Below are 25197 nucleotides of genomic sequence, written 5' to 3' on the forward strand. Positions count from 1 at the left end.
GTCTTGGGTCTACGGCCAGGCGGCCGGCCGGTTGATCCGTTTGGCGCCCTACCTTAAGGGATCAGGCGCATTCAGGTCGAGATTAAAATTCGTCGGTTCAACGATATTGCAGGAAGACGTTCTCACGTCCGAACTGGTCACGCAGCGCCTGAATCAGGCCATCGGCCGGGTCGATCGACCATTCATCGGAGAACTGCAACATCGCTTTGGCATCGCTGCCGGTGTATTCGAGCGTGATCGGGCAGCCACCGCGGTGGCGGGTGATCAACTCACCCAGCCAGCTCAGGCGGTCGCCCTTGAGCGCATCGTGCGCCACTTTCAGGCGCAGGCTCTCGGCGAGCTTGGTGCGGGCATCCTCCATGGTCATCACTTGTTTCACCCGCAGGCGCAGGCCGCCGGAGAAGTCGTCGTTACTGACCTCGCCCTCGACCACCACCATGGCGTCGGTCTGCAGCAGTGCCTGGGCGGCCATGAAGGCATCGGCGAACAGCGAGGCCTCGATGCGCCCGGAGCGGTCATCGAGGGTGACGAAGCCCATTTTGTCGCCCTTCTTGTTCTTCATCACCCGTAAGGCAATGATCATGCCGGCCACCGTCTGAGTCTCGCGTGAAGGCTTGAGGTCGATGATGCGCTGGCGGGCGAAGCGACGAATCTCGGTTTCGTATTCGTCGATCGGGTGACCGGTCAGATAAAGCCCCAGGGTGTCCTTCTCGCCTTTGAGGCGCTCCTTGAGGGTCAGCTCACGCACCTTGCGGTGGTTGGCATAGACATCGGCGTCCGCCTCCTCGAACATGCCACCGAAGAGGTCGATGTGGCCACTGTCGGCAGTGCGGGCGGTCTGTTCTGCAGCCTTGATGGCCTCGCCCAGGGCCGAAAGCAGCGTCGCCCGGTTACGGTCGATGTTGGCGTGGTAGGCCTTGATCTCGTCGTGGAAGTGCGGCCCCAGGCGATCAAGCGCACCGCTGCGCACCAACGCATCGAGGGTCCGTTTGTTGACCCGCTTGAGGTCGATGCGCTCGCAGAAGTCGAACAGATCCTTGAACGGCCCTCCTTGGGCGCGAGCCTCGACGATCGCCTCTACCGGCCCCTCACCGACCCCCTTGATCGCCCCCAGTCCATAGACGATGCGGCCATCGTCGTTGACGGTGAACTTGAAGTCGGAGAAGTTCACGTCCGGCGCATCGAGGCGCAGCTTCATGCTGCGCACTTCCTCGACCAGCACGACGACCTTGTCGGTGTTGTGCATATCCGCCGAAAGCACCGCCGCCATGAACGGCGCCGGGAAATGGGTCTTGAGCCAGGCGGTCTGGTACGACACCAGCCCGTAGGCAGCGGAGTGAGATTTGTTGAAGCCGTAGCCGGCGAATTTTTCTACCAGGTCGAAGATGTTACCGGCTAGCTCCGCATCGATATTGTTGTTGGCACAACCCTCGATGAAGCCTCCGCGCTGCTTGGCCATTTCCTCTGGCTTTTTCTTACCCATGGCCCGACGCAGCATGTCCGCGCCACCCAAGGTGTAACCGGCCATGACCTGGGCGATCTGCATGACCTGTTCCTGATACAGGATGATGCCGTAGGTCGGCGCCAGCACCGGCTGCAAGCCTTCGTACTGATAATCGGGGTGCGGATAGGCCAGCTCGGCACGGCCGTGCTTGCGGTTGATGAAGTCGTCCACCATGCCTGATTGCAGCGGTCCGGGGCGGAACAGTGCCACCAGTGCGATGAGGTCTTCCAGACAGTCGGGCTTGAGCTTCTTGATCAGCTCCTTCATGCCACGCGACTCGAGCTGGAACACCGCGGTGGTCTCGGCCTTCTGCAGCAGTTCGTAGGTCTTGCGGTCGTCCAGCGGAATGAAGTCGATATTGACGTCGGGCAGGTTCTTCTTGGCCTGCTCGCGGTTGATGATTTCCATCGCCCACTTGATGATGGTCAGCGTACGCAGGCCAAGGAAGTCGAACTTCACCAGGCCGGCGGCCTCGACGTCGTCCTTGTCGAACTGGGTCACCAGACCGCCGCCCTCTTCGTCACAGGCGATCGGCGAGAAATCGGTCAGTTTGGTCGGTGCGATCACCACACCGCCGGCGTGCTTGCCGGTACCACGGGTGACGCCCTCGAGCTTGAGCGCCATATCCCAGATTTCCCGGGCGTCTTCGTCACCCTTGAGGAAATCCCGAAGGATCTCTTCCTGCTCGTAGGCCTTCTCCAGCGTCATGCCCACTTCGAACGGAATCATCTTCGACAGACGGTCGGCCAGACCGTAGGACTTGCCCTGCACCCGCGCCACGTCACGCACTACCGCCTTGGCGGCCATGGTGCCGAAGGTGATGATCTGGCTCACCGCATTACGCCCGTAAGCTTCGGCCACGTAATCGATGACCCGGTCGCGACCGTCCATGCAGAAGTCGACGTCGAAGTCGGGCATGGAAATACGCTCAGGGTTGAGGAAGCGCTCGAACAGCAGGTCATAGGCCAGCGGATCGAGGTCGGTGATTTTCAGTACATAGGCTACCAACGAACCTGCACCCGAACCCCGACCAGGGCCGACCGGCACGCCGTTGTTCTTGGCCCACTTGATGAAGTCCATGACGATCAGGAAGTAACCGGGGAAGCCCATCTGGATGATGATGTCCAGCTCGAACTTCAGGCGGTCCAGATAGACCTGGCGCTTCTCTTCGTAGTTGGGCGTGGTCTCCTTGGGCCAGAGCACCGCCAGGCGCTCCTCCAGGCCCTCATGGGACACATGCCGCAGGTAGTCGTCGATGCCCATGCCATTCGGCGTGGGGAAGTCAGGCAGGAAATACTTGCCCAACTGCACCTGGATGTTACAGCGCTTGGCGATCTCGACCGTGTTGGCGATGGCGTCGGGCAGGTCGCTGAACAGCTCGGCCATTTCCTCGGCCGACTTCAGGTACTGCTGATCGCTGTAGTTGCGCGGACGGCGTGGATCATCGAGGGTCCAGCCTTCACCGATGCAGACTCGGGTTTCGTGGGCGTCGAAGTCCGACTGCTTGATGAAACGCACGTCGTTGGTCGCCACCAGCGGCGCACCGAGCTTGTCGGCCAGGGCCACGGCGGCGTGCAGGTACTCTTCGTCACCGACGCGGTTGGTGCGTTGCACCTCGACGTAGAAGCGATCGGGGAACATGCCCATCCAGTCGCCCAGCAGCGCTTCGGCCTCGTCGTTGCGACCACTCATCAGGGCCATGCCGATATCGCCTTCGCGGGCCGCGGACAAGGCAATCAGGCCCTCGCTGGCCGGGGCGATCCATTCGCGCTGGAGAATCACCAGGCCATTGCGCTGGCCTTCGGTCCAGCCACGCGAAATCAACTCAGTCAGGTTGCGGTAGCCTTTGGGGTTCATCGCCAGGAAGCAGATGCGCGACAGCGGTGCTTCGGGATCGGCACCGGCCAGCCACAGGTCGGCACCGCAGATCGGCTTGATACCGGCGCCCATGGCGGTCTTGTAGAACTTGACCAGCGAGCACATGTTGCTCTGGTCGGTGATCGCTACCGCCGGCATGTTCATCCCGGCCAGCGCCTTGGCCAGCGGTTTGATCCGCACCAGGCCGTCGACCAGCGAGAATTCGGAGTGTACGCGCAGGTGAACGAAGGGAACCGACATGGATGATCCTGTAGCAGAGCTGAACGACAAGGGCGGGATTGTAGCGTAAATGGGCGGGGGTTTTGGGCTGCTTTGCAGCCCATTCGCGGGACGAACCCGCCCCACAGGCCCCGCACAAATATCACACCAGGCGCAGAGTCTGTGGGAGCGGGCTTGTCCCGCGAATGGGCCACATAGTTCTATATCAAAGAATTGGTAACGCCTTCACGCGCTTCCCAAGCCGCCCGCACCGGGGCGAAAGAGCGCCGATGAATCGGCGTAGGACCCAGCCGCGCCAAAGCCTCGAGATGCACCGGCGTCGGATAGCCCTTGTGCCCACCGATGCCATAACCCGGGTAAATCAGCTCGAACGCACTCATTTCCCGATCACGACTGACCTTGGCCAGGATCGATGCGGCAGCAATCGCCGGCACCTTGGCATCGCCCTGAATCACCGGTGCCGCCGGCACGGCCAGCTTGGGGCAACGATTTCCGTCGATCAGTGCGAGCTTGGGCGTGACGCTCAACCCCTCGACCGCGCGCTGCATCGCCAGCATGGTCGCCTGGAGAATGTTCAGCCGGTCGATTTCCTCGACTTCGGCCCGGGCGATGCAAAAACTCAGGGCTTTTTCGCAGATCTCATCGAACAGCGCTTCGCGCTTGGCTTCGGTGAGTTTCTTCGAATCGTTGAGGCCGAGGATAGGCCGTGCAGGATCGAGGATCACCGCGGCAGTGACCACCGCCCCACACAAGGGGCCGCGGCCCACTTCATCGACACCGGCGACCAGATCCTCGACCAGGTTGAAATCCAATCCCATCTGCATGTCAGCGGTCCTTGAGCAGGGCCAGCACAGCGTCAGCCGCCTGGTTGGAGGCGTCACGGCGCAGGGTGCGGTGAATCTCGTCGAAGCGCTCGGTCTGCTGGCGGCCATCGGTGACCAACGGTGCCAAGGTCTGGGCCAGGGCTTCGCTGGTGGCGTCATCCTGCAGCAGCTCCGGCACCAATTCGCGTTGGGCGAGCAGGTTGGGCAACGACACGTAGGGGCTTTTGACCAGGCGCTTGAGAATCCAGTACGTCAGCGGCGCGAGTCTGTAAGCCACGACCATGGGGCGTTTGTACAACAAAGCTTCAAGCGTAGCAGTCCCGGAAGCGATCAGTACCGCATCGCAGGCAGCCAGGGCCTGATGCGATTGGCCATCGAGCAAGGTCAGCGGCAGCTCGCGACCCGCCATCATCTGCTCGATCTGGGCACGGCGCGTGGCGTTGGCACAGGGCAGCACGAAACGTACGCCAGGCACCAATTGTTGCAGACGCTGCGCAGCGTCGAGGAACAATGCCCCCAGCCGCCCCACTTCGCCGCCCCGGCTGCCGGGCATCAACGCCACCAGGGGACTGTCGTCCAGACCCAGCGCCTGCCGCGCAGCTTGCCGATCGGCATCCAGAGGAATGGTATCGGCCAGCGGATGACCGACGAAACGCACTGGCACGCCCTGCTCTTCGTAGAAACGCGCCTCGAACGGCAGTAGCGTGAGCATCAGGTCACAGCCCTCGCGGATTTTCAGCACCCGCTTCTGCCGCCACGCCCACACCGAGGGGCTGACGTAGTGCACGGTCTTGATCCCGGCCTGACGCAGTTTCAATTCGATATTGAGGGTGAAATCCGGGGCGTCGATACCGATGAAGACATCGGGCTTCTCGGCGATCAGCGTCTGGATCAGCAGCTTGCGGCGCTTGAGCAATTCGCGCAGACGCCCGAGCACTTCGACCAGGCCCATGACCGCCAAACGCTCCATGGGGAAGTACGACTGCAGGCCTTCAGCCTCCATGAGGGGGCCGCCGACACCGATGAAACGTACATCGGGATGACGCGCCTTGAGCGCACGCATCAAGCCGGAACCTAGAATATCGCCACTGGCCTCACCCGCGACCAAGGCTACACAGAGCTGCGCCATGTCAGCGAGTGATGCCGCGGGCAGAGGTCAGAATCGACTGGCGGAACAGCTCGACTTCGGAGAATTGTCCGGCCAACTCGTCAAGCTCTTTAAGCGCGTCTTCCACGGTCAGGCCCTGGCGATAGACGATCTTGTAGGAGCGGCGCAAGGCGTGGATCACTTCATCGCTGAAGCCGCGACGGCGCATGCCTTCGAAGTTCATGCTGCGCGCTTCGGCCGGGCTGCCGAAGACCGTGACGAACGCCGGTACATCTTTGCCGATGGCCGTGCCCATACCGGAAAACGCATGGGCGCCGATATGACAGTACTGGTGCACCAGCGTGTAGCCGGACAGGATAGCCCAGTCGCCGACGTGGACGTGGCCGGCCAAGGCGGTGTTGTTGACCAGGATGCAGTGATTGCCGATCACGCTGTCATGGCCGATGTGGGCATAGGCCATGACCAGGTTGTGATCGCCCAGGGTGGTTTCGGCGCGGTCCTGGATGGTGCCGCGATGAATGGTCACGCCTTCGCGAATCACGTTGTGATCGCCGATCACCAGGCGAGTAGGCTCACCCTTGTACTTGAGGTCAGGGGTGTCTTCGCCGATCGACGAGAACTGGTAGATGCGATTGTGCTTGCCGATACGGGTCGGACCCTTGAGCACCACGTGCGGGCCGATGACCGTACCTTCGCCGATCTCGACATCGGGACCGACGATGGACCAGGGGCCGACTTCGACGCCGTCGGCCAGCTTGGCCGACGGATCGATGATCGCCCGAGGGTCGATCGAATTCATAGGGAGCGTTCCGCGCAGGTGATCTCCGCCGAGCAAACCGGCTTGCCGTCGACCAGCGCACGGCACTCGAACTTCCAGATCATGCTCTTGCGGCTGAGGAACTTGGCTTCGAGCACCAACTGGTCACCCGGCAGCACCGGCTGGCGGAAACGCAGCTTGTCGGACCCGACGAAGTAATACAGCGTGCCATCTGCCGGCTTGGCGTCGAGCATCTTGAAACCGAGGATGCCGGCCGCCTGGGCCATGGCCTCGATGATAAGAACGCCCGGCATGATCGGATGCGCCGGGAAATGGCCATTGAAGAACGGCTCGTTGATGCTGACATTCTTGTAGGCACGAATGCTCTGGGCCTCGAAGTCCAGATCCGTCACGCGATCTACCAGCAGGAACGGGTAGCGGTGAGGCAGGTATTCGCGAATCTCGTTGATGTCCATCATTTCGGGGGGAAGCCTGTAATAAGAATAGGGAGCGCAGGGGCTGACCGCACGCTCCTTTTGCAATCCAAAGAGGAGCCAGCTAGCGACTGTTCACTCTTGCTCAGGAAATGGTATCAGCCTTCTGATGCCGGCTGGCCACCTGAGGTCACGGTAGCGACGCGTTTTTCCAGCTGTTGCAGACGTTTAGCCATGTCATCCAGCTGGCGGATACGCGCGGCACTCTTGCGCCAGTCAGCCAGAGGCTGCATGGCTGTACCGGAAGAATAGGAGCCCGGTTCGGTAATCGAACGGGTCACCATGGTCATCCCGGAAACGAACACGTTGTCGCAAATATCGATATGCCCCACCAGGCCGACGCCGCCGGCGAGCATGCAGTGCTTGCCAATGCGCGCGCTGCCAGAGATCCCGACGCAGGCCGCCATGGCGGTGTGATCGCCGATCTGCACGTTGTGTGCGATCTGGATCTGGTTGTCGAGCTTGACGCCATCGCCGATGCGGGTATCGGACAAGGCGCCGCGGTCGACAGCGGTGTTGACGCCGATTTCCACGTCATCACCGATGGTCACCCCACCGATCTGGGCGATCTTCTGCCACACGCCCTTTTCGTTGGCAAAGCCGAAACCTTCACCGCCGATCACTGCCCCGGATTGGATCACCACGCGCTTGCCGATGGTCACATCGTGATACAGCGTCACCCGCGGCGCCAGCCAGCCACCTTCGCCGATCACGCTGCGGGCACCGATCACGCAGTGGGCACCCAGGGTGACATTGGCCCCGATGCGTGCGCCGCTTTCGATGACCACGAAGGGCCCGATGCAGGCACTGGCATCGACCTGGGCATCCTCCGCCACCACGGCGCTGGGATGAATACCCGCCACAGCCTTGGGTTTGGGATCGAACAGGTGCGAAATGCGCGCATACGCCAGGTAAGGGTCAGCGACGATCAGAGCGTTACCGGCGAAGCCTTCGGCATCCGCCGCCTTCAGCAACACCGCTGCAGCCTGGCTGTGCTCCAGGTACTTGCGGTACTGCGGATTGGCGAGAAAGCTCAATTGACCGGGGCCGGCCTCTTGCAAGGTCGCCAGCCCGGTAATCTGCACGGCCTCGGCGCCCTGGAGGGTGGCGCCGAGCGCCTCGGCCAGCTGGCCGAGTGTCATGGTCACGGTCATATCAACGCGCTTGGTTCATGCGCTCGATGACTTGGCGGGTGATGTCGTACTGAGGTTTGACATCGATGACCGCACCGCGCTCGAGGACCAGGTCGTAGCCGCCCTTTTTGATCACTTCCTCGACAGCACCGTCCAGCTTGGGCTTGAGCTGCTTGAGCATGTCACGATCGGCGACGGCCTTGGCTTCGTTCAGCTCCTTGGACTGGAACTGGAAGTCGCGTGCCTTCTGCTTGAATTCGAGCTCCAGGCGCTCACGCTCCTGTTGCTGCATCTTGTCACCACCCTTGATCAGACGGTCCTGGATGCCTTTGGCGCTGCTTTCCAGGGTTTTGAGCTTGGTCAGCTGCGGGCCGAACTTCTTCTCGGCATCGACGGCGTACTTCTTGGCCGCGTCGGATTCGAGCAGGGCCATCTGATAGTTCAGTACGGCAACCTTCATTTCAGCGAAAGCCGGGGTGGCGACCAGCGCCGCAGCCACGAGGGCCAATTGGGTCAACTTACGCACGATGCACTCCTGGATAAACCGTTGTTTGAGCAAGGGCCGACCTTAGAAGGTCTGGCCCAGAGAGAATTGGAACACCTGGGTATCGGCGTCGTCCGGCTTCTTCACCGGCATCGCCAAGCTGAAGCTCAGCGGGCCGAGTGCGGTGATCCAGGTTACGCCCAGGCCCACCGAGCTGGCCATGCCCGAGAAACCGACCTTCTCGCAGTCCGGCTTGCTACCGCAATTGGTGTCGAAGACGTTACCCACGTCCCAGAACACGGAAGTGCGCAGCGAACGCTGATCCTTGACGAATGGCAGTGGGAACAACAGCTCTACACCACCCTGGACCAGCACGTTGCCACCGAACGGCAGCGGATCCTGGTCCGGGTCACGAACGGTGCCGTCCCGTGTACCATCGCTCGGCGTACTGCGTGGGCCCAGGCTGCTGTCCTTGAAGCCACGTACGGAGTTGAAACCACCCGCATAGTAGTTCTCGTAGAACGGCAGGCCGGAAGTGCCACCGAAACCATCACCATAGCCCAACTCGGTGTGCAGGCGCAGGGTGTAGTCGTTGTTGATCGGCTGGAACAGCTGGCCGCGGTAGTCGAGCTTGTAGAACGACAGGTCGCTGCCCGGAATGGTGGACTCCAGGGTCAGGCTCTGGGAATGACCCCGGGTCGCCAGTACGCCTTTGTTCAGGGTGGACTCGGACCAGCCGATGGATGCCTTGAAGTTGAGGAAGTTGTCGCCCTCTTCGTCCAGGAAGTCGAAGATCTCGTCGACGGTGTACTTACCGGTCTTGATCTTGTCCTGCTGCACGCTCAAGCCGTAGGTCAGGCGCGAGGTTTCGCTGATCGGGTAGCCCAGGCTGACGCCTGCACCCAGGCTGTCCACCGCATAGCTGGCCACGTCGACGTCGAGGTCATCGTAGTCGGTGCTGCGGTAGAAGGCGTTGTAGCCCAGGCTCACACCATCGGCGGTGAAGTAGGGATCGACGTAGCCGAAGTTGTAACGGGTCTGGTATTCCGAACGGGTCAGGCCGATGGACACCTTGTTACCGGTACCGAGGAAGTTGCTCTGGCTGATCGAGCCACCGAGGATCAGACCGGCGCTCTGGGCGAAACCGACGCTGGCGGTGATCGAGCCGGACGCCTGTTCCTCGACGCTGTAGTTGACGTCGACCTGGTCGTCGGTGCCAGGCACCGGCGGCGTCTCGACGTTGACTTCCTTGAAGAAGCCCAGACGCTCGAGACGGGTCTTGGACTGGTCGATCAGGTAGGTCGAAGCCCAGCCACCTTCCATCTGGCGCATCTCGCGACGCAGCACTTCGTCTTCGGTCTTGGTGTTGCCGCGGTAGTTGATGCGGTTGACGTAGGCACGCTTGCCCGGGTCGACCACGAACATGATGTCGACGGTGTGGTCTTCGTCGTTGGCCTGAGGCACGCCGTTGACGTTGGCGAAGGTATAACCTTCGTTACCCAGGCGGCGGGTGATCAGGTCGGAGGTCGAGGTCATCACCTTGCGCGAGAACACCTGGCCTGGCTGCACCAGCAGCAGCGACTTGACCTGGTCTTCCGGCACTTTGAGGTCGCCGGAGAGCTTCACGTCGCGGACGGTGTACTTCTCGCCTTCGTTGATGTTGACGGTGATGTAGACGTGTTTCTTGTCCGGGGTGATCGATACCTGGGTGGACGCGATGTCCATGTTGATGTAACCGCGGTCCAGGTAGTAGGAACGCAGGCGCTCCAGGTCGCCGGAGAGTTTCTCGCGGGCATACTTGTCGTCGTTCTTGAAGAACGACAGCCAGTTGGTGGTGTGCAGTTCGAACAGCTGCCCCAGGGTCTCGTCGTCGAACACGTTGTTGCCGACGATGTTGATGTGCTGGATGGCAGCGACGGTGCCTTCGTTGATCTTGATCTTCAGCGCCACCCGGTTGCGCGGCTGTGGCACCACCTCGGCATCGACCTCGGCCGAGTAGCGGCCCTGGGCCACGTACTGGCGCTGCAGCTCGTTACGCACGCCTTCGAGGGTGGCCCGCTGGAAGATCTCGCCTTCGGCCAGGCCCGACTGTTTCAAGCCCTTCATCAGGTCTTCGGTGCTGATCGCCTTGTTGCCTTCGATCTCGATACCGGACACCGAGGGGCGCTCGACCACGTTGATGATCAGGACGTTGCCGTCACGGTCCAGCTGGATGTCCTGGAAGAAGCCGGTCTTGAACAGCGAACGGGTCGACTCCACCAGGCGCCGATCATCGGCCTGATCACCCACGTTCAGGGGCAAGGCGCCAAAGACGCTGCCGGCGGACACCCGCTGCAGGCCGTTGACTCGGATATCGGAGATGGTGAAGGACTCGGCGTGAACTTCAGCGATCATCAGTGCGGACATGACCGCAGTTAGCAGCAGACGTTTCATGAAGTCCTTTTATTCCAACTGGCAATAAACAACCTGCCGCAAAAAGGCGGCAGGTTCGCAATTGAGCGAAGCTTTTATAGTCGACCCAGATCGTTGATCAGGGCGAGCAACATCACCCCTATGACCAAACTGATACCGATCTGGACCCCCCAACCTTGCACCCGATCCGACAACGGGCGACCGCGCGCCCACTCGACCAGGTAGAACAGCAAATGCCCCCCATCCAACACGGGGATGGGCAGCAGGTTAAGAACCCCCAGGCTTATGCTCAGGTAGGCCAGGAAATTCAGGAAATCCCCCACGCCGGACTGGGCTGAAGCGCCCGCCACTTTAGCAATGGTTATCGGTCCACTCAAGTTTTTTACCGAGAGCTCCCCGAACAGCATTTTCTTCAGCGAGTCGAGGGTGAGCACGCTCATGTTCCAGGTTCGCGACAGGCCTTGGCCTACCGCATCCAGCGGCCCATAGCTGACCTCACGGAGCATGTCGGCCGGCCATTGCGCAGCTTTGACGCCCGCACCCAGATAGCCTCCGGAGGACTTGCCCTCGCCGTGACGAGCCAAGGTCACCGGCACCTCCAACTGCGCACCGTCGCGCTCGACCCGCAAGGTGACCTTTGTTTCCGGGCGAGCGCGCACGGCGTCCACCCACTGCTGCCAGTCCCCCACCGCGACACCATCGAGGGCCAGCAACGTATCGCCGACTTGCAGCCCCGCAGCCGCTGCCGGGCTCTTGGGCGCGATCTCGGCGAGCACCGGCGCAACCGAAGGACGCCACGGGCGCACACCAAGGGATTGAATCGGATCAGGCTCGTCAGCCCCCTTGAGCCAGGCATCGAGTTTGATCTGCAACTGATGTTCGGCGCTGGCGCCGTCGTCACGCACACCGACCTGCAGGGTGCCGCTCTCGCCCAAACGACGAACCAACTGCAGGTTGACCGCCGACCAACCACTGGTCGGCTCGCCATCGATGGAGACGATCTCCTGGCCGGCCACCAGACCGGCCGACGCAGCCAGGCTGCCCGGCTCGACTGCACCGACCACCGGACGGACCTGCTGAGTCCCGAGCATGGCCAGGACCCAGAAGAACAGGATCGCCAGAAGGAAGTTGGCGATCGGCCCCGCCGCGACGATAGCGATACGCTGGCGCACCGACTTGCGATTGAAGGCCTGCTCGACCAACGCCGGCGGCACCTCGCCCTCGCGCTCGTCGAGCATCTTCACGTAACCGCCCAGAGGAATAGCCGCCACCACGAACTCGGTGCCGTGCTTGTCGTGCCAGCGCAGCAAGGGAGTGCCGAAGCCGACCGAGAAGCGCAGCACCTTGACCCCACAGCGGCGCGCCACCCAGAAGTGGCCGAACTCGTGGAAAGTGACCAGAACACCCAGGGCCACCAGGGTGCCGATAATCATGTAGAGCGCAGTCATGTCTATCTCCGAATGACGTTCAGCGGAACCTGGAGGCCAACGGCATCAGCGGCCGTGACGCCTCAGCCATTCCCGGGACAGCTCCCGGGCCCGCTGGTCGGCGGCGAACACCGCATCCAGCGTAGGCAGCGCCACCACCGGTTCCTGGTCGAGCACCTGTTCGATCATACCCGCGATTTCCGGGAAGCGGATACGCCGCTGGAGAAACGCCTCCACGGCGACTTCGTTTGCCGCATTGAGTACCGCCGGGGCGCTGTTACCAGCCTCGGCAGCCTGCCGCGCCAGACGCAGGCAGGGGAAGCGCTGTTCGTCGGGGGCCTGGAAGTCCAGGCGAGCGATGGCGAACAGGTCAAGCGGAGCCACTCCCGAATCGATCCGTTCAGGCCATGCCAGGGCGTTGGCGATGGGGGTACGCATGTCCGGATTGCCCAACTGGGCCAGCACCGAACCATCCACATAATCGACCAGGGAGTGGATGACGCTCTGCGGATGCACCACTACCTCGACCTTGGCAGGCGCCGCATCGAACAACCAGCAGGCCTCGATCAGTTCCAGGCCCTTGTTCATCATGCTGGCCGAGTCCACCGAGATCTTGCGGCCCATCGACCAGTTCGGATGAGCGCAGGCCTGCTCGGGCGTGACATCCACCAGCGCAGCCTGGGACGTTTCGCGAAACGGCCCACCCGAGGCGGTCAACAGAATGCGCCTCACGCCCACCTGGCCGAGACCACGGGCGTAGTCGCCGGGCAGGCACTGGAAGATCGCATTGTGCTCGCTGTCGATCGGTAACAGCACGGCACCACTGCGCCGCACCGCCTCCATGAACAGCGCGCCGGACATGACCAGGGCTTCCTTGTTGGCCAGCAACACTTTCTTGCCGGCTTCCACCGCAGCCAAGGTCGGGCGCAGGCCGGCGGCACCGACGATGGCCGCCATCACGGCATCCACCTCGGCGGCCGCAGCTACCTGACACAACCCCGCCTCGCCCACCAGCACCTCGGTGGTGCAACCGGCGCCGGTCAGGCCGTCACGCAGGCGCGCGGCCTGCTCGGCCGCCGGCACCACGGCGAACGCCGGGCGATGACGCAGGCACAGGGCGAGCAACTCGTCGATGCGCGAATAGCCGCTGAGGGCGAACACTTCATATCGATCAGGGTGACGGGCAATCACGTCCAGCGTGCTGAGGCCGATCGAACCGGTGGCGCCCAATACGGTGATGCGCTGCACTGCACTCACATCACACCCCATTCGGCAGCCCACAGCAGCACGGCGAACAGCGGAATGGCCGCGGTCAGGCTGTCGATGCGATCGAGCACGCCACCATGACCCGGCAACAGATTGCTGCTGTCCTTGATACCGGAACGGCGCTTGAACATGCTCTCGGTCAGGTCACCCACCACCGAGGACATGACCACCAGCGCCGCGCCCAGCAGACCCAGGAGGATCTGGCCGAAGCCCCAATCACGGTTCAGGCCGACCACCAGGGTGATCAGCAGGCTCAACGCAAGACCGCCATATAAGCCTTCCCAGCTCTTGCCTGGGCTGACCTGGGGTGCCAGCTTGCGCTTGCCGAACTTGCGCCCGGAGAAGTAAGCACCGATGTCGGCGGACCATACCAGCACCATGACCGAGAGGATCAGCCAGTTGCCCAACGGCCAGTGCTTGAGCAGCAACAGCCCCTGCCAGGCAGGCAGCAACACCAACAGGCCGATCAGCAGTCGGCAGGCGGCACTGGCCCACAACTCACTGGTACGAGGGAACGTCAGCACCAGCCAGGTCGCCACGGCCCACCAGATCACCGACGCCCCCAGCACCCAGGGGGCCAGCTCTGGGAGGATGTACAGCAACATCAGCGCCCCGGCGACGACAGCGGCATAAGCAATGCGCAGCGGCTGGGCCATCAACCCAGCCAGGCGCGCCCACTCCCAGGCACCCAGTGTCACGACGAAACCGATGAACAGGGCGAAATCCCCACCGTTGAGCAGGAAGAATCCACCCACTGCGATCGGCAGCAGAATCAGCGCGGTAATGATGCGTTGTTTAAGCATTAAGCACGAGCTCCAGCCTCGACCTGCTCGCTGGTCTTACCGAAGCGGCGCTGGCGCGAAGCGAAATCGGCCAGGGCGTTGCGCATGGCCTCGTGTTTGAAGTCCGGCCAGAAAAGGTCGGAGAAATACAGCTCGGCATAGGCTAACTGCCACAGCAGGAAGTTGCTGATGCGGTGTTCGCCACCGGTACGAATGCACAGGTCAGGCAATGGCAGCTCGCCGGTTGCCAGGCAGGTCTGCAACAATCCAGGCGTGATGTCGTCCGGACGCAGATGCCCGGCCTGCACTTCACGCGCCAGGCGCTGGGCGGCCTGGGCGATATCCCATTGACCACCGTAGTTGGCGGCGATCTGCAGGATGAAGCGATTGTTGCCTGCGGTCAGCGCTTCGGCTTCGCGCATGGCGGCCTGCAGCTCAGGATGGAAACGCGAACGATCACCGATGATACGCAGGCTGATCCTGTTCTCGTTGAGACGCTTGGCCTCGCGACGCAAGGCCGAGAAGAACAGCTCCATCAGGGCACCGACCTCATCGGCCGGACGCTGCCAGTTCTCACTGGAGAAGGCGAACAGGGTCAGTACCTCGACCCCGGCCTCGGCGCACACCTCGATGACTGCACGCACCGCATCGACGCCGGCCTTGTGCCCGGCGACGCCGGGCAAAAGGCGCTTCTTCGCCCAGCGATTGTTGCCATCCATGATGATCGCGACGTGACGCGGCACCGATGAAGGTGCCGCCAGCTTGGTCTTTTCCATTAAAAAACCTCGGCCTCAGACGGCCATCAGGTCCTTTTCCTTGGCTTTGAACGCAGCATCGACCTCGGCGACATACTTGTCGGTCAGCTTCTGGATCTCGTCAGCAGCGCGACGCTCTTCGTCTTCGCTGATTTCCTTGTCCTTGGTCAGCTTCTTCAGATCGGCCAGGGCATCACGACGCACGTTGCGCACCGCGACCTTGGCGTCTTCGGCAACCCCACTGGCCTGCTTGGTGTAGCCCTTGCGGGTTTCCTCGGTGAGGGCCGGCATCGGTACACGGATGGTGGTACCGGCGCTGGACGGGTTCAGACCCAGGTCCGAGGTCAGGATGGCCTTTTCGATGGCCGCGCTGAGATTCTTGTCGTGGGCGACGATCTTCAGGGTGCGGGCGTCTTCGACGGTGATCGCGGCTACCTGGTTCAGCGGCATCTCGCTACCCCATGCCGGGACCTTGACGCTGTCCAGGATGCTTGGGTGGGCGCGACCGGTGCGGATCGCCGCCAGGTTGCGCGCCAGGGCCTCGATGGACTTGCCCATGCGCTCCTGGGCGTCTTTCTTGATGTCGTTGATCATGCTTGGCCTTCCTCGATCAGAGTACCTTCAGCGCCACCGACCACGATGTTCAGCAGGGCGCCAGGCTTGTTCATGTTGAATACCCGCAATGGCATCTTGTGGTCACGGCACAAGCAGATTGCGGTCAGGTCCATGACGCCGAGCTTGCGATCCAGCACCTCATCGTAGGTCAGGTGATCGAACTTCTCGGCGTGCGGGTCCTTGAATGGATCGGCAGTGTACACACCATCGACCTTGGTCGCCTTCAGCACCACGTCGGCATCGATTTCGATGGCGCGCAGGCAGGCCGCGGAGTCGGTGGTGAAGAACGGATTGCCGGTACCGGCGGAGAAAATTACCACATCCCCGGAGTTGAGGTGGCGAATAGCTTTGCGACGATCGTAATGGTCGGTCACGCCCACCATGGAAATGGCCGACATCACCAGGGCCGGGATGTTCGAGCGCTCAAGCGCATCGCGCATGGCCAGGCCGTTCATCACGGTGGCGAGCATGCCCATGTGGTCGCCGGTGACGCGATCCATGCCGGCTGCGCTGAGTGCGGCACCGCGGAACAGGTTGCCACCACCGATCACCAGACCGACCTGGACACCGATCCCCACCAACTGGCCGACTTCAAGGGCCATGCGATCCAGCACCTTCGGGTCGATCCCGAAGTCTTCCGAGCCCATCAGGGCCTCGCCGCTAAGTTTGAGCAAAATGCGTTTATAGCGAGGTTGGCGACCACTCACCTGCTGAGCCATTGCGAGTCTCTCCTGCGGCGTACTTTTAGAAAATTCGTGCGGGCTGTTTACAGCCTGCTAACTGTAGCGTGGCACCGCTTCGGTGCCAGCGGAGATGAGCCGGATAAACCCTTCTCCGTTTTGACAAAGAGGCTGCGCGCGTGAGCGGGCAGCCTCTTTGGGGCGACAGACGGGGCTGTCTTACTGCTTGGCAGCAGCGACCTGAGCGGCAACTTCAGCAGCGAAGTCGTCGACTGGCTTCTCGATGCCTTCGCCAACCTTGAAGTAGGTGAAGGAAACGATTTCAGCACCGGCTTTCTTGGCCAGCGCGCCAACCTTGACTTCCGGATCCATGACGAAAGCTTGCTCTTTCAGCGAAGCTTCGGCTTTGAACTTGGCGATACGGCCGTTGATCATGTTCTCAACGATGTTTTCCGGCTTGCCAGCGATCTTGTCGGCGTTCAGCTGCAGGAAGACGTTCTTCTCGCGCTCGATGGCCTCTGGGGAAATTTCCGAGGCATCCAGGAACTCTGGGTTCGAAGCCGCAACGTGCATGGCGATGTTCTTGGCCAGCTCGACGTCACCGCCTTTCAGAACGACGGCAGCACCGATCTTGTTGCCGTGCAGGTAGGCGCCGACAACGTCGCCCTCGACACGTACCAGACGACGGATGTTGACGTTTTCGCCGCACTTGGCGACCAGGGCTTCACGAGCAGCTTCACGCGAGGCGATCAGCGGAGCAGCGTCGGTCAGCTTCTGGGCGAAGGCTTCTTCGAGGCTTTCGGCGACGAAGTTCTTGAAGTCGTCTTGCAGGGCCAGGAAGTCGGTCTGCGAGTTGACTTCCAGCAGGACGGCCGACTTGCCGTCGGTCTTGACTGCGATGGCGCCTTCGGCGGCTACGTTGCCAGCCTTTTTGGCGGCCTTGATGGCGCCCGAGGCACGCATGTCGTCAATGGCTTTTTCGATGTCGCCGCCGGCCTTTTCCAGGGCCTTCTTGCAATCCATCATGCCTTCGCCGGTACGCTCGCGCAGTTCTTTGACCAGCGCTGCAGTAATTGCTGCCATTTCAAAATCCTCTTGGAAAGTTTTTCAACCATTCCACCCGCTCTTCACGGGCGTTAAATTCTGCAAATCGCTGCTGTTACATCAACCCGAGCATGATGCCGGGCCATGGCTGACAGCAGGATTTCAAGGTGGCAAAAAGGGGGCAAAGCCCCCTTTTCGCGTGCCAAGTAGACGCTAGCGTCTATTACTCGGCAGCAGGTGCAGCCGCTTCTTCAGCGTAGACTTCGGTGCCGCCGGCAACGTTGTTGCGGCCGCGGATGATGGCGTCAGCCATCGAAGTCATGTACAGCTCGATGGCGCGGATGGCGTCGTCGTTACCTGGGATCACGTAGTCAACGCCTTCTGGGCTGCTGTTGGTATCGACAACGCCGATGACCGGGATGCCCAGCTTGTTGGCTTCGGTGATGGCAATGCGCTCGTGGTCGACGTCGATCACGAACAGGGCATCAGGCAGGCCGCCCATGTCCTTGATACCACCCAGGCTACGATCCAGTTTTTCCAGATCGCGCGAACGCATCAGGGCTTCTTTCTTGGTCAGCTTGGCAAAGGTGCCATCTTCGGCCTGGGTTTCCAGGTCGCGCAGACGCTTGATCGAGGCGCGGATGGTTTTGTAGTTGGTCAGCATGCCGCCCAACCAACGGTGATCAACGTATGGCGAACCTGCGCGAGCAGCTTGCTCGGCGACGATCTTGCCAGCGGAACGCTTGGTGCCGACGAACAGGATCTTGTTCTTGCCCTGAGCCAGGCGCTCTACGAACGCCAGGGCGTCGTTGAACATCGGCAGGGTTTTTTCCAGGTTGATGATGTGGATCTTGTTACGCGCGCCGAAAATGAACTTGCCCATTTTCGGGTTCCAGTAACGGGTCTGGTGGCCGAAGTGCACACCGGCCTTCAGCATATCGCGCATGTTGACTTGGGACATGATAGTTCCTTGATAAGTCGGGTTGGGCCTCCACGTATCCCAATGACCAACCCACGCTCCCGAACCGAGGTTCGAAGGTAAACGGGGCACCCAGGCCATCGTGTCGACACGTGTGTGGGTTTGAGCTCCCGGGGACCTCCCCCGAAAGCGGCGCATGTTATACCACAGACCGCAGGCAAACGGAACCCAGTTAGAGCAGCCGCAAGCAGCAAGCGACAAGCAGCCAGAAAAAGCATCCACTTGCAGCATCCACTTGCAGCATCCACTTGCAGCTTGCAGCTTGCAGCATCCACTTGCAGCTTGCAGCTTGCAGCTTGCAGCTTGCAGCTTGCAGCTCTGATAGAATATGGCCTTTCCCGTTTTTTCGCGCCCAAGATGGCGCCGTAGAGAGCCTGCAATGACCGTTACCATCAAGACCGCAGAAGACATCGAGAAGATGCGCATCGCCGGCCGCCTGGCCGCCGAAGTGCTGGAAATGATCGAGGAACACGTCAAGCCCGGCGTTACCACCGAAGAACTCGACCGCCTGTGCCACGACTACATCGTCAACGTCCAACAGGCCATTCCGGCGCCGCTCAACTACAAGGGCTTCCCCAAGTCCATCTGCACGTCGGTCAACCACGTGGTCTGCCACGGCATTCCCGGTGAAAAGCCGCTCAAGGATGGCGATACGTTGAACATCGACGTCACCGTCATCAAGGATGGCTACCACGGCGACACCAGCCGCATGTTCCACGTCGGCACCGTACCGGCCTGGGCCGAGCGCCTGTCCAAGGTCACCCAGGAGTGCATGTACAAGGCCATCGAGCTGGTCAAGCCGGGCTGCCGCCTGGGCGACATCGGCGAAGTGATCCAGAAGCACGCCGAGAAGAACGGTTTCTCGGTGGTGCGCGAGTTCTGCGGCCACGGCATCGGCAAGGTGTTCCACGAAGAGCCGCAGATTCTCCACTACGGCAAGGCCGGCACCGGCATGGAACTCAAGGAAGGCATGACCTTCACCATCGAACCGATGATCAACCAGGGCAAGGCCGACACCAAGGTGCTGGGCGACGGCTGGACCGCCATCACCAAGGACCGCAAGCTCTCGGCCCAGTGGGAACACACCCTGGTGGTGACCGCTACCGGCTATGAGATCTTCACCCTGCGCAAGGACGACACCATCCCGCGCACTTCGGCCTGACCTACCCGGCCACTCTACGACAGGAACGCGACAGCATGCCCCAGGTGGATTCCGAGCTGTTCGACCGCGGCCAGTTCCAGGCGGAACTGGCCCTCAAGGCGAGCCCCATCGCCGCCTTCAAGAAGGCCATCCGCCAGGCAGGCGAGGTGCTCGACAGGCGTTTTCGCGAAGGCCGCGAGATCCGCGGACTGGTCGAGGATCGCGCCTGGCTCGTCGACAACATCCTGCAACAGGCCTGGAAGCAGTTCGACTGGGGCGACTGCAGCGATATCGCCCTGGTAGCCGTCGGCGGCTACGGTCGCGGCGAGTTGCACCCGCATTCGGACATCGACCTGCTGATCCTGCTCGACGCCGCCGAGCATGAGCAATACCGCGACGCAATAGAGCGCTTCCTGACCTTGCTCTGGGACATCGGCCTGGAAGTCGGCCAGAGCGTGCGCACCGTCGATGAATGCGCCGAGCAGGCCCGTGCCGACCTGACGGTGATCACCAACCTGATGGAAAGCCGCACCATCGCCGGCCCCGAAGCCCTGCGCCAGCGCATGCTGGAGGTGACCAGCACCGCCAACATGTGGCCAAGCCGGGAGTTTTTCCTGGCCAAGCGCGCCGAACTCAAGGCGCGCCACCACAAATACAACGACACCGAGTACAACCTCGAGCCCAACGTCAAGGGCTCCCCCGGCGGCCTTCGCGACATCCAGACAGTGCTGTGGGTCGCCCGTCGCCACTACGGCACCTTGAACCTGCACGCCCTGGCCGGCGAAGGCTTCCTGCTGGAGAGCGAGAACGAGTTGCTGGCTTCGTCCCAAGATTTCCTGTGGAAGGTGCGCTACGCCCTGCACATGCTGGCCGGACGGGCCGAGGACCGTCTGCTGTTCGATCACCAGCGCAGCATCGCCGCGTTGCTGGGCTACAGCGACGAGAACCCCAAGCGCGCCATCGAACAGTTCATGCAGCAGTACTACCGGGTGGTGATGAGCATCAGCCAGCTGTGCGATCTGATCATCCAGCACTTCGAGGAGGTCATCCTCGCCGACGACGACAGCGGCACCACCCAGCCCTTGAATGCCCGCTTCCGCCTACACGACGGCTATATCGAGGCGGTCAATCCGAACGTATTCAGACGCACCCCGTTCGCCATGCTGGAAATCTTCGTGCTGATGGCCCAGCACCCGGAAATCAAGGGCGTACGCGCCGATACCGTGCGCCTGTTGCGCGAGCACAGGCACCTGATCGACGAAACGTTCCGCAACGACATCCGCAACACCAGCCTGTTCATCGAACTGTTCAAGTGCGAAGTCGGCATCCACCGCAACCTGCGAAGGATGAACCGCTACGGCATCCTCGGCCGCTACCTGCCGGAGTTCGGCCTGATCGTCGGACAGATGCAGCACGACCTGTTTCACATCTATACCGTCGACGCACACACCCTCAATCTCATCAAGCACCTGCGCAAGCTGCAGTACACGCCGGTGTCCGAGAAATTCCCGCTGGCCAGCAAGCTCATGGGCCGTCTGCCCAAGCCTGAGCTGATCTACCTGGCCGGCCTGTACCACGACATCGGCAAGGGCCGCCAGGGCGACCACTCCGAGCTCGGGGCGGTGGACGCGCAGAAGTTCTGCGAGCGCCACCAGTTGCCGGCCTGGGATTCGCGGCTGATCGTCTGGCTGGTGCAGAACCACCTGGTGATGTCCACCACCGCCCAGCGCAAAGACCTCTCAGACCCGCAAGTCATCAACGACTTTGCCCTGCACGTCGGTGACGAGACGCGTCTGGACTACCTCTACGTGCTGACCGTGGCCGATATCAATGCCACCAACCCCAGCCTGTGGAACTCCTGGCGCGCCAGCCTGCTGCGCCAGCTCTACAGCGAGACCAAGCGCGCATTGCGCCGCGGCCTGGAAAACCCGCTGGACCGGGAAGAACAGATCCGCCAGACGCAAAGTGCGGCGCTGGATATTCTCGTTCGCGAAGGCACCGATCCGGACGACGTCGAACAGCTCTGGTCGCAACTGGGGGACGACTACTTCCTCAAGCACACCGCCGCCGACGTGGCCTGGCACAGCGATGCGATCCTCCAGCAGCCATCTGACGGCGGACCGCTGGTGCTGATCAAGGAAACCACACAGCGCGAGTTCGAAGGCGGTACGCAAATCTTCATCTATGCGCCCGACCAGCACGACTTCTTTGCCGTGACCGTAGCCGCGATGTCACAGCTGAACCTGAACATCCATGATGCGCGGATCATCACCTCGAGCAGCCAGTTCACCCTCGACACCTACATCGTGCTCGACAACGATGGCGGCTCGATCGGCGACAACCCGCAGCGGGTACAGCAGATCCGTGACGGCCTGACCGAAGCGCTGCGCAACCCCGAGGACTACCCGACCATCATCCAACGCCGGGTGCCACGCCAGCTCAAGCATTTCACCTTTGCCCCACAGGTGACCATCCACAACGATGCACAGCGGCCGGTGACCATCCTCGAGATCACCGCCCCCGATCGCCCAGGCCTGCTGGCGCGCATCGGGCGGATCTTCCTGGAGTTCGACCTGTCGTTGCAAAATGCCAAGATCGCCACCCTGGGCGAGCGCGTGGAAGACGTGTTCTTCATCACCGATGCCGACAACCAGCCGCTTTCCGACCCGCAATTGTGCAGCCGCCTGCAGGAAGCCATCGTCCAGCAGTTGCAGGCCGGCCAGGGCAGCGACGCCAGCCCCGCCCGCGTGACCTTTTAACGATTAGACAGACGATTGACGAGACCTTGCGCCGATGAACCATGCCTTGACCCAGCTGCAGCCCTACCCGTTCGAGAAGCTCCGTGCCCTGCTGGGCAGTGTCACCCCTGCCGCGGGTAAACGCGCCATCGCTCTGTCGATCGGCGAGCCTAAGCACGAATCACCGGCGTTCGTCGCCAAGGCCATGGCCGACAACCTCGATAAACTGGCCGTCTACCCCAGCACCATCGGCCTGCCAGCCTTGCGCCAGGCCATTGCCCAGTGGTGCGAGCGCCGTTTCGGTGTGCCTGCCGGCTGGTTGGACGCCGATCGACACGTGCTGCCGGTCAATGGCACTCGCGAGGCGCTGTTCGCCTTCACCCAGGCGGTGGTCAACCGCGCCGATGACGGTCTGGTGATCAGCCCCAACCCGTTCTACCAGATCTACGAAGGTGCCGCCCTGCTGGCGGGAGCCACCCCGCACTACCTGCCGTGCCTGGAAAACAACGGTTTCAATCCTGACTTCGATGCCGTGCCGGCGCATGTCTGGAAGCGCTGTCAGATCCTGTTCCTCTGCTCGCCAGGCAACCCCACCGGTGCCCTGGTGCCGATGGACACGCTGAAGAAGCTGATCGCCCTGGCTGACGAGCACAACTTCGTGATCGCCGCCGACGAGTGCTACAGCGAACTGTACTTCGACGAAGACGCGCCACCTCCCGGCCTGCTGACCGCCTGCGCCGAGCTGGGTCGTAGCGACTTCAAGCGCTGCGTGGTATTCCACAGCCTGTCCAAGCGCTCCAACCTGCCAGGGCTACGCTCGGGCTTCGTGGCCGGCGACGCCGAAATCATCAAGCCGTTCCTGCTGTACCGCACCTATCACGGTTGCGCCATGCCGGTACAAACTCAGCTGGCCAGCATCGCCGCCTGGCAGGACGAGGCCCACGTGCGCGAGAACCGTGACCAGTACCGGGCCAAGTACGATGCCGTACTGGACATTCTGCAGCCGGTAATGGACGTGCAGCGCCCGGACGGTAGCTTCTACCTCTGGGCCAAGGTGCCAGGCAGCGACGCCGACTTCACCCGCGACCTGTTCGAGGCGCAGCACGTGACCGTGGTCCCAGGCTCGTACCTGTCGCGCGAAGTGGACGGCGTCAACCCAGGCGCCGGGCGGGTACGCATGGCCCTGGTCGCGCCACTGGCCGAATGCATCGAGGCAGCGGAGCGGATTCGCACGTTCCTGCAGAGCCGCTGATCAGGCTGGGGGCGCGTTGCGCCCCTGCTTGCCCGCGAATGGCCTCGGTCAGAACTACTTGACCGGCCCCAGGTTGGCCTCGCTCATGTCCAGCTCACCCAGCACCTGACGCACCACCTCATCGCCGACCTGGTGCTGACGGTGCAGGTTGTACAGTTCCAGCCGCTGCGCCCGCAACGCTCGCAGACGCAAACGACGCTCCAGCAAGTCCATTTGTTCGGCCAGTGCCCGCGCCTCGGCGGTGTCGTTGTAACTGTCCAGTTCAGCTCGGTATTCGGCCATCAGCCGCGCTTTGAGCTCGGTCGCCAGGGTGGCTTGGGCCGCATCCTGAGGCGCGTTGGCATCGATGACTTCTTCAGCCTCAAGGGCGTGGATCGCCGCCTCTACCGTACGTCGCCAGGCTTCCTGCACTTCCTGGTGCAGTCGCTCGTCCGGACTGCGGGTCACACCACGAAGCAGCAAAGGCAGGGCGATGCAGGCGCAGATCAACGACAGCAGGATCACCCCGGCGGCAATGAATATGAGCAAATCACGCTCAGGGAAGGCCTTGCCGGCGCCGATCAGCAGCGGCACCGACATCACGCCTGCCAGGGTGACCGCACCGCGTACGCCGCCCAAGGTCAGCAACCAGCAGGAACGCATGGTCGGCACCAGCACCAGTTCCGGCTTGCCGCGCCAACGGCGCACCACGCCAATGGCCCGCCAGATGCTCTGCACCCAGACGAAGCGCAACAGGATCAGTGCGCCGAAGATCGCCACCACGTCCAGGCAACGCCAGGCCAAGGTTGGCCACAGCGTGGCTTCGTGACTGACGACAGCCTTGATGATGTCTGGCAGTTGCAGGCCCAGCAGCAGGAAGATCAGGCCATTGAAGGCGAACTCCAGCAGCGCCCAGACGCTGCGATTGAGCAGTCGGGTACTGGTCTGACGCGGCAACAGGTCGAGCCAGCTCTGCATCATGCCTGCCGCCACCGCCGAAAGAATTCCCGACACACCCAGGCGTTCGGCCAGCACATAGGCGGCGAACGGCAACAGCAGCATGAACACCACATGGGTCGCCGGATCGTCCCAGCCGCGGGCGATCATCCAGGTACGCAGGCGACCGATCAGCCAGCTCAAGGCCACCCCGACCGCCAGACCGCCAAGGGCCACCAGCACGAAGCTCAAACTGGCATCGGCCAGCGAGAACGCGCCGGTGATGGCTGCAGCCAGGGCGAACTTGAAGGTGACCAGGCCAGAAGCGTCGTTCATCAGCGCTTCGCCTTGCAGCATGTGCATCAGCGGCGTGGGCAGTCGATCCTGAGCGATGGCCGAGACTGCCACGGCATCGGTGGGCGAGAGCACCGCCGCCAGGGCGAAGGCCACCGCCAGCGGGATCGACGGCAGCAGCCAATGGATGAAGTAACCCGCCCCTACCACGGTGAACAACACCAGGCCCACGGCCAATGCCACCACCGGGCCTCGAATGCGCCAAAGCGCGCGTTTGGGAATGCGCCAGCCGTCAGCGAACAGCAGCGGCGGCAAGAACAGAAACAGGAACAGCTCGGGATTGAGGGTGACATGCAGACCAAGGGTCGGCCAGGCCAACAGCGCACCGGCGGCAATCTGCACCAGGGGGAGCGGCAGCGGTATCACCCTGCCAAGCAGTTTCGAGAGGCTTACCAGCGTCAGCAGGATGAGGACGGTATAGGCGGACTGCATCCGT

Annotated in this window: 20 protein-coding genes; 3 read left to right on the top strand and 17 right to left on the bottom strand. The window is 62.2% G+C overall.

Annotated elements, in window-relative coordinates; translation table 11 throughout:
- Nucleotides 1-97 precede the first annotated feature (97 nt).
- From dnaE to rpsB, 16 genes are all read right to left on the bottom strand, one after another.
- Nucleotides 98-3622, bottom strand: a complete 3525-nt coding sequence (dnaE, locus tag E2H86_RS06760) for a DNA polymerase III subunit alpha (RefSeq protein ID WP_133326002.1) — start codon at nucleotides 3620-3622, stop codon at nucleotides 98-100.
- Between the two features lie 179 nt (nucleotides 3623-3801).
- On the bottom strand, nucleotides 3802-4425 hold the full coding sequence (gene rnhB / locus E2H86_RS06765) for a ribonuclease HII (protein WP_133326004.1): 624 nt from the start codon (nucleotides 4423-4425) through the stop codon (nucleotides 3802-3804).
- A 1-nt stretch (nucleotide 4426) separates the two neighbouring features.
- Nucleotides 4427-5554 (bottom strand): lipid-A-disaccharide synthase, encoded by a 1128-nt coding sequence (gene lpxB, locus E2H86_RS06770; protein WP_133326006.1) that lies wholly within the window; start codon nucleotides 5552-5554, stop codon nucleotides 4427-4429.
- A gap of 1 nt (nucleotide 5555) precedes the next feature.
- The gene (lpxA, locus tag E2H86_RS06775) at nucleotides 5556-6332 is read right to left on the bottom strand and encodes an acyl-ACP--UDP-N-acetylglucosamine O-acyltransferase (protein ID WP_133326008.1); all 777 of its coding nucleotides are present in this window, start codon (nucleotides 6330-6332) and stop codon (nucleotides 5556-5558) included.
- On the bottom strand, nucleotides 6329-6769 hold the full coding sequence (gene fabZ, locus E2H86_RS06780) for a 3-hydroxyacyl-ACP dehydratase FabZ (protein WP_003252314.1): 441 nt from the start codon (nucleotides 6767-6769) through the stop codon (nucleotides 6329-6331). Before fabZ ends, lpxA begins: the two co-directional genes overlap by 4 nt.
- A 113-nt stretch (nucleotides 6770-6882) precedes the next feature.
- Nucleotides 6883-7938 carry a UDP-3-O-(3-hydroxymyristoyl)glucosamine N-acyltransferase gene (gene lpxD, locus E2H86_RS06785; RefSeq protein WP_133326010.1) on the bottom strand — a complete coding sequence of 352 codons (1056 nt, stop codon included), beginning with the start codon at nucleotides 7936-7938 and terminating at the stop codon, nucleotides 6883-6885.
- Between the two features lies 1 nt (nucleotide 7939).
- On the bottom strand, nucleotides 7940-8443 hold the full coding sequence (locus E2H86_RS06790; RefSeq protein ID WP_133326012.1) for an OmpH family outer membrane protein: 504 nt from the start codon (nucleotides 8441-8443) through the stop codon (nucleotides 7940-7942).
- 42 nt (nucleotides 8444-8485) lie between these two features.
- Complete coding sequence (bamA, locus tag E2H86_RS06795; RefSeq protein WP_133326014.1) at nucleotides 8486-10834, bottom strand: outer membrane protein assembly factor BamA; 2349 nt, start codon at nucleotides 10832-10834, stop codon at nucleotides 8486-8488.
- Between the two features lie 74 nt (nucleotides 10835-10908).
- Nucleotides 10909-12261: an RIP metalloprotease RseP gene (rseP, locus tag E2H86_RS06800; RefSeq protein WP_133326016.1), complete on the bottom strand. Its 1353-nt coding sequence runs from the start codon at nucleotides 12259-12261 to the stop codon at nucleotides 10909-10911.
- Nucleotides 12262-12306: 45 nt separating this feature from the next.
- Nucleotides 12307-13497: a 1-deoxy-D-xylulose-5-phosphate reductoisomerase gene (ispC, locus tag E2H86_RS06805; RefSeq protein ID WP_133326018.1), complete on the bottom strand. Its 1191-nt coding sequence runs from the start codon at nucleotides 13495-13497 to the stop codon at nucleotides 12307-12309.
- On the bottom strand, nucleotides 13494-14309 hold the full coding sequence (locus tag E2H86_RS06810) for a phosphatidate cytidylyltransferase (RefSeq protein WP_133326020.1): 816 nt from the start codon (nucleotides 14307-14309) through the stop codon (nucleotides 13494-13496). The genes ispC and E2H86_RS06810 overlap by 4 nt, the downstream gene beginning before the upstream one ends.
- Nucleotides 14309-15064, bottom strand: a complete 756-nt coding sequence (gene uppS / locus E2H86_RS06815) for a polyprenyl diphosphate synthase (RefSeq protein WP_133326022.1) — start codon at nucleotides 15062-15064, stop codon at nucleotides 14309-14311. The genes E2H86_RS06810 and uppS overlap by 1 nt, the downstream gene beginning before the upstream one ends.
- Before the next feature lie 15 nt (nucleotides 15065-15079).
- Entirely contained in the window at nucleotides 15080-15637 is a 558-nt protein-coding gene (frr, locus tag E2H86_RS06820) for a ribosome recycling factor (RefSeq protein ID WP_051097412.1), read from the bottom strand.
- On the bottom strand, nucleotides 15634-16377 hold the full coding sequence (gene pyrH / locus E2H86_RS06825) for a UMP kinase (RefSeq protein ID WP_003252294.1): 744 nt from the start codon (nucleotides 16375-16377) through the stop codon (nucleotides 15634-15636). The genes frr and pyrH overlap by 4 nt, the downstream gene beginning before the upstream one ends.
- A 180-nt stretch (nucleotides 16378-16557) precedes the next feature.
- Nucleotides 16558-17421, bottom strand: a complete 864-nt coding sequence (gene tsf / locus E2H86_RS06830) for a translation elongation factor Ts (RefSeq protein WP_133326024.1) — start codon at nucleotides 17419-17421, stop codon at nucleotides 16558-16560.
- 184 nt (nucleotides 17422-17605) lie between these two features.
- The gene (gene rpsB / locus E2H86_RS06835) at nucleotides 17606-18343 is read right to left on the bottom strand and encodes a 30S ribosomal protein S2 (protein WP_133326026.1); all 738 of its coding nucleotides are present in this window, start codon (nucleotides 18341-18343) and stop codon (nucleotides 17606-17608) included.
- Nucleotides 18344-18740: 397 nt separating this feature from the next.
- Between rpsB and map the strand changes: the two genes are divergently transcribed.
- Genes map through dapC form a run of 3 tightly spaced genes read left to right on the top strand, consistent with a single transcriptional unit; the run spans nucleotide 18741 to nucleotide 23492 of the window.
- Nucleotides 18741-19523 (top strand): type I methionyl aminopeptidase, encoded by a 783-nt coding sequence (gene map / locus E2H86_RS06840; protein WP_133326028.1) that lies wholly within the window; start codon nucleotides 18741-18743, stop codon nucleotides 19521-19523.
- A gap of 35 nt (nucleotides 19524-19558) precedes the next feature.
- Entirely contained in the window at nucleotides 19559-22261 is a 2703-nt protein-coding gene (locus E2H86_RS06845; RefSeq protein ID WP_133326030.1) for a [protein-PII] uridylyltransferase, read from the top strand.
- 34 nt (nucleotides 22262-22295) lie between these two features.
- Nucleotides 22296-23492 (top strand): succinyldiaminopimelate transaminase, encoded by a 1197-nt coding sequence (dapC, locus tag E2H86_RS06850; RefSeq protein ID WP_133326032.1) that lies wholly within the window; start codon nucleotides 22296-22298, stop codon nucleotides 23490-23492.
- Between the two features lie 54 nt (nucleotides 23493-23546).
- Here dapC and E2H86_RS06855 read toward each other — a convergent pair whose 3' ends face one another.
- The gene (locus E2H86_RS06855; RefSeq protein WP_133326034.1) at nucleotides 23547-25193 is read right to left on the bottom strand and encodes a Na+/H+ antiporter; all 1647 of its coding nucleotides are present in this window, start codon (nucleotides 25191-25193) and stop codon (nucleotides 23547-23549) included.
- Between the last annotated feature and the right edge of the window lie 4 nt (nucleotides 25194-25197).

Source organism: Pseudomonas putida (assembly GCF_004357765.1).
GTDB classification, from domain to species: domain Bacteria; phylum Pseudomonadota; class Gammaproteobacteria; order Pseudomonadales; family Pseudomonadaceae; genus Aquipseudomonas; species Aquipseudomonas putida_U.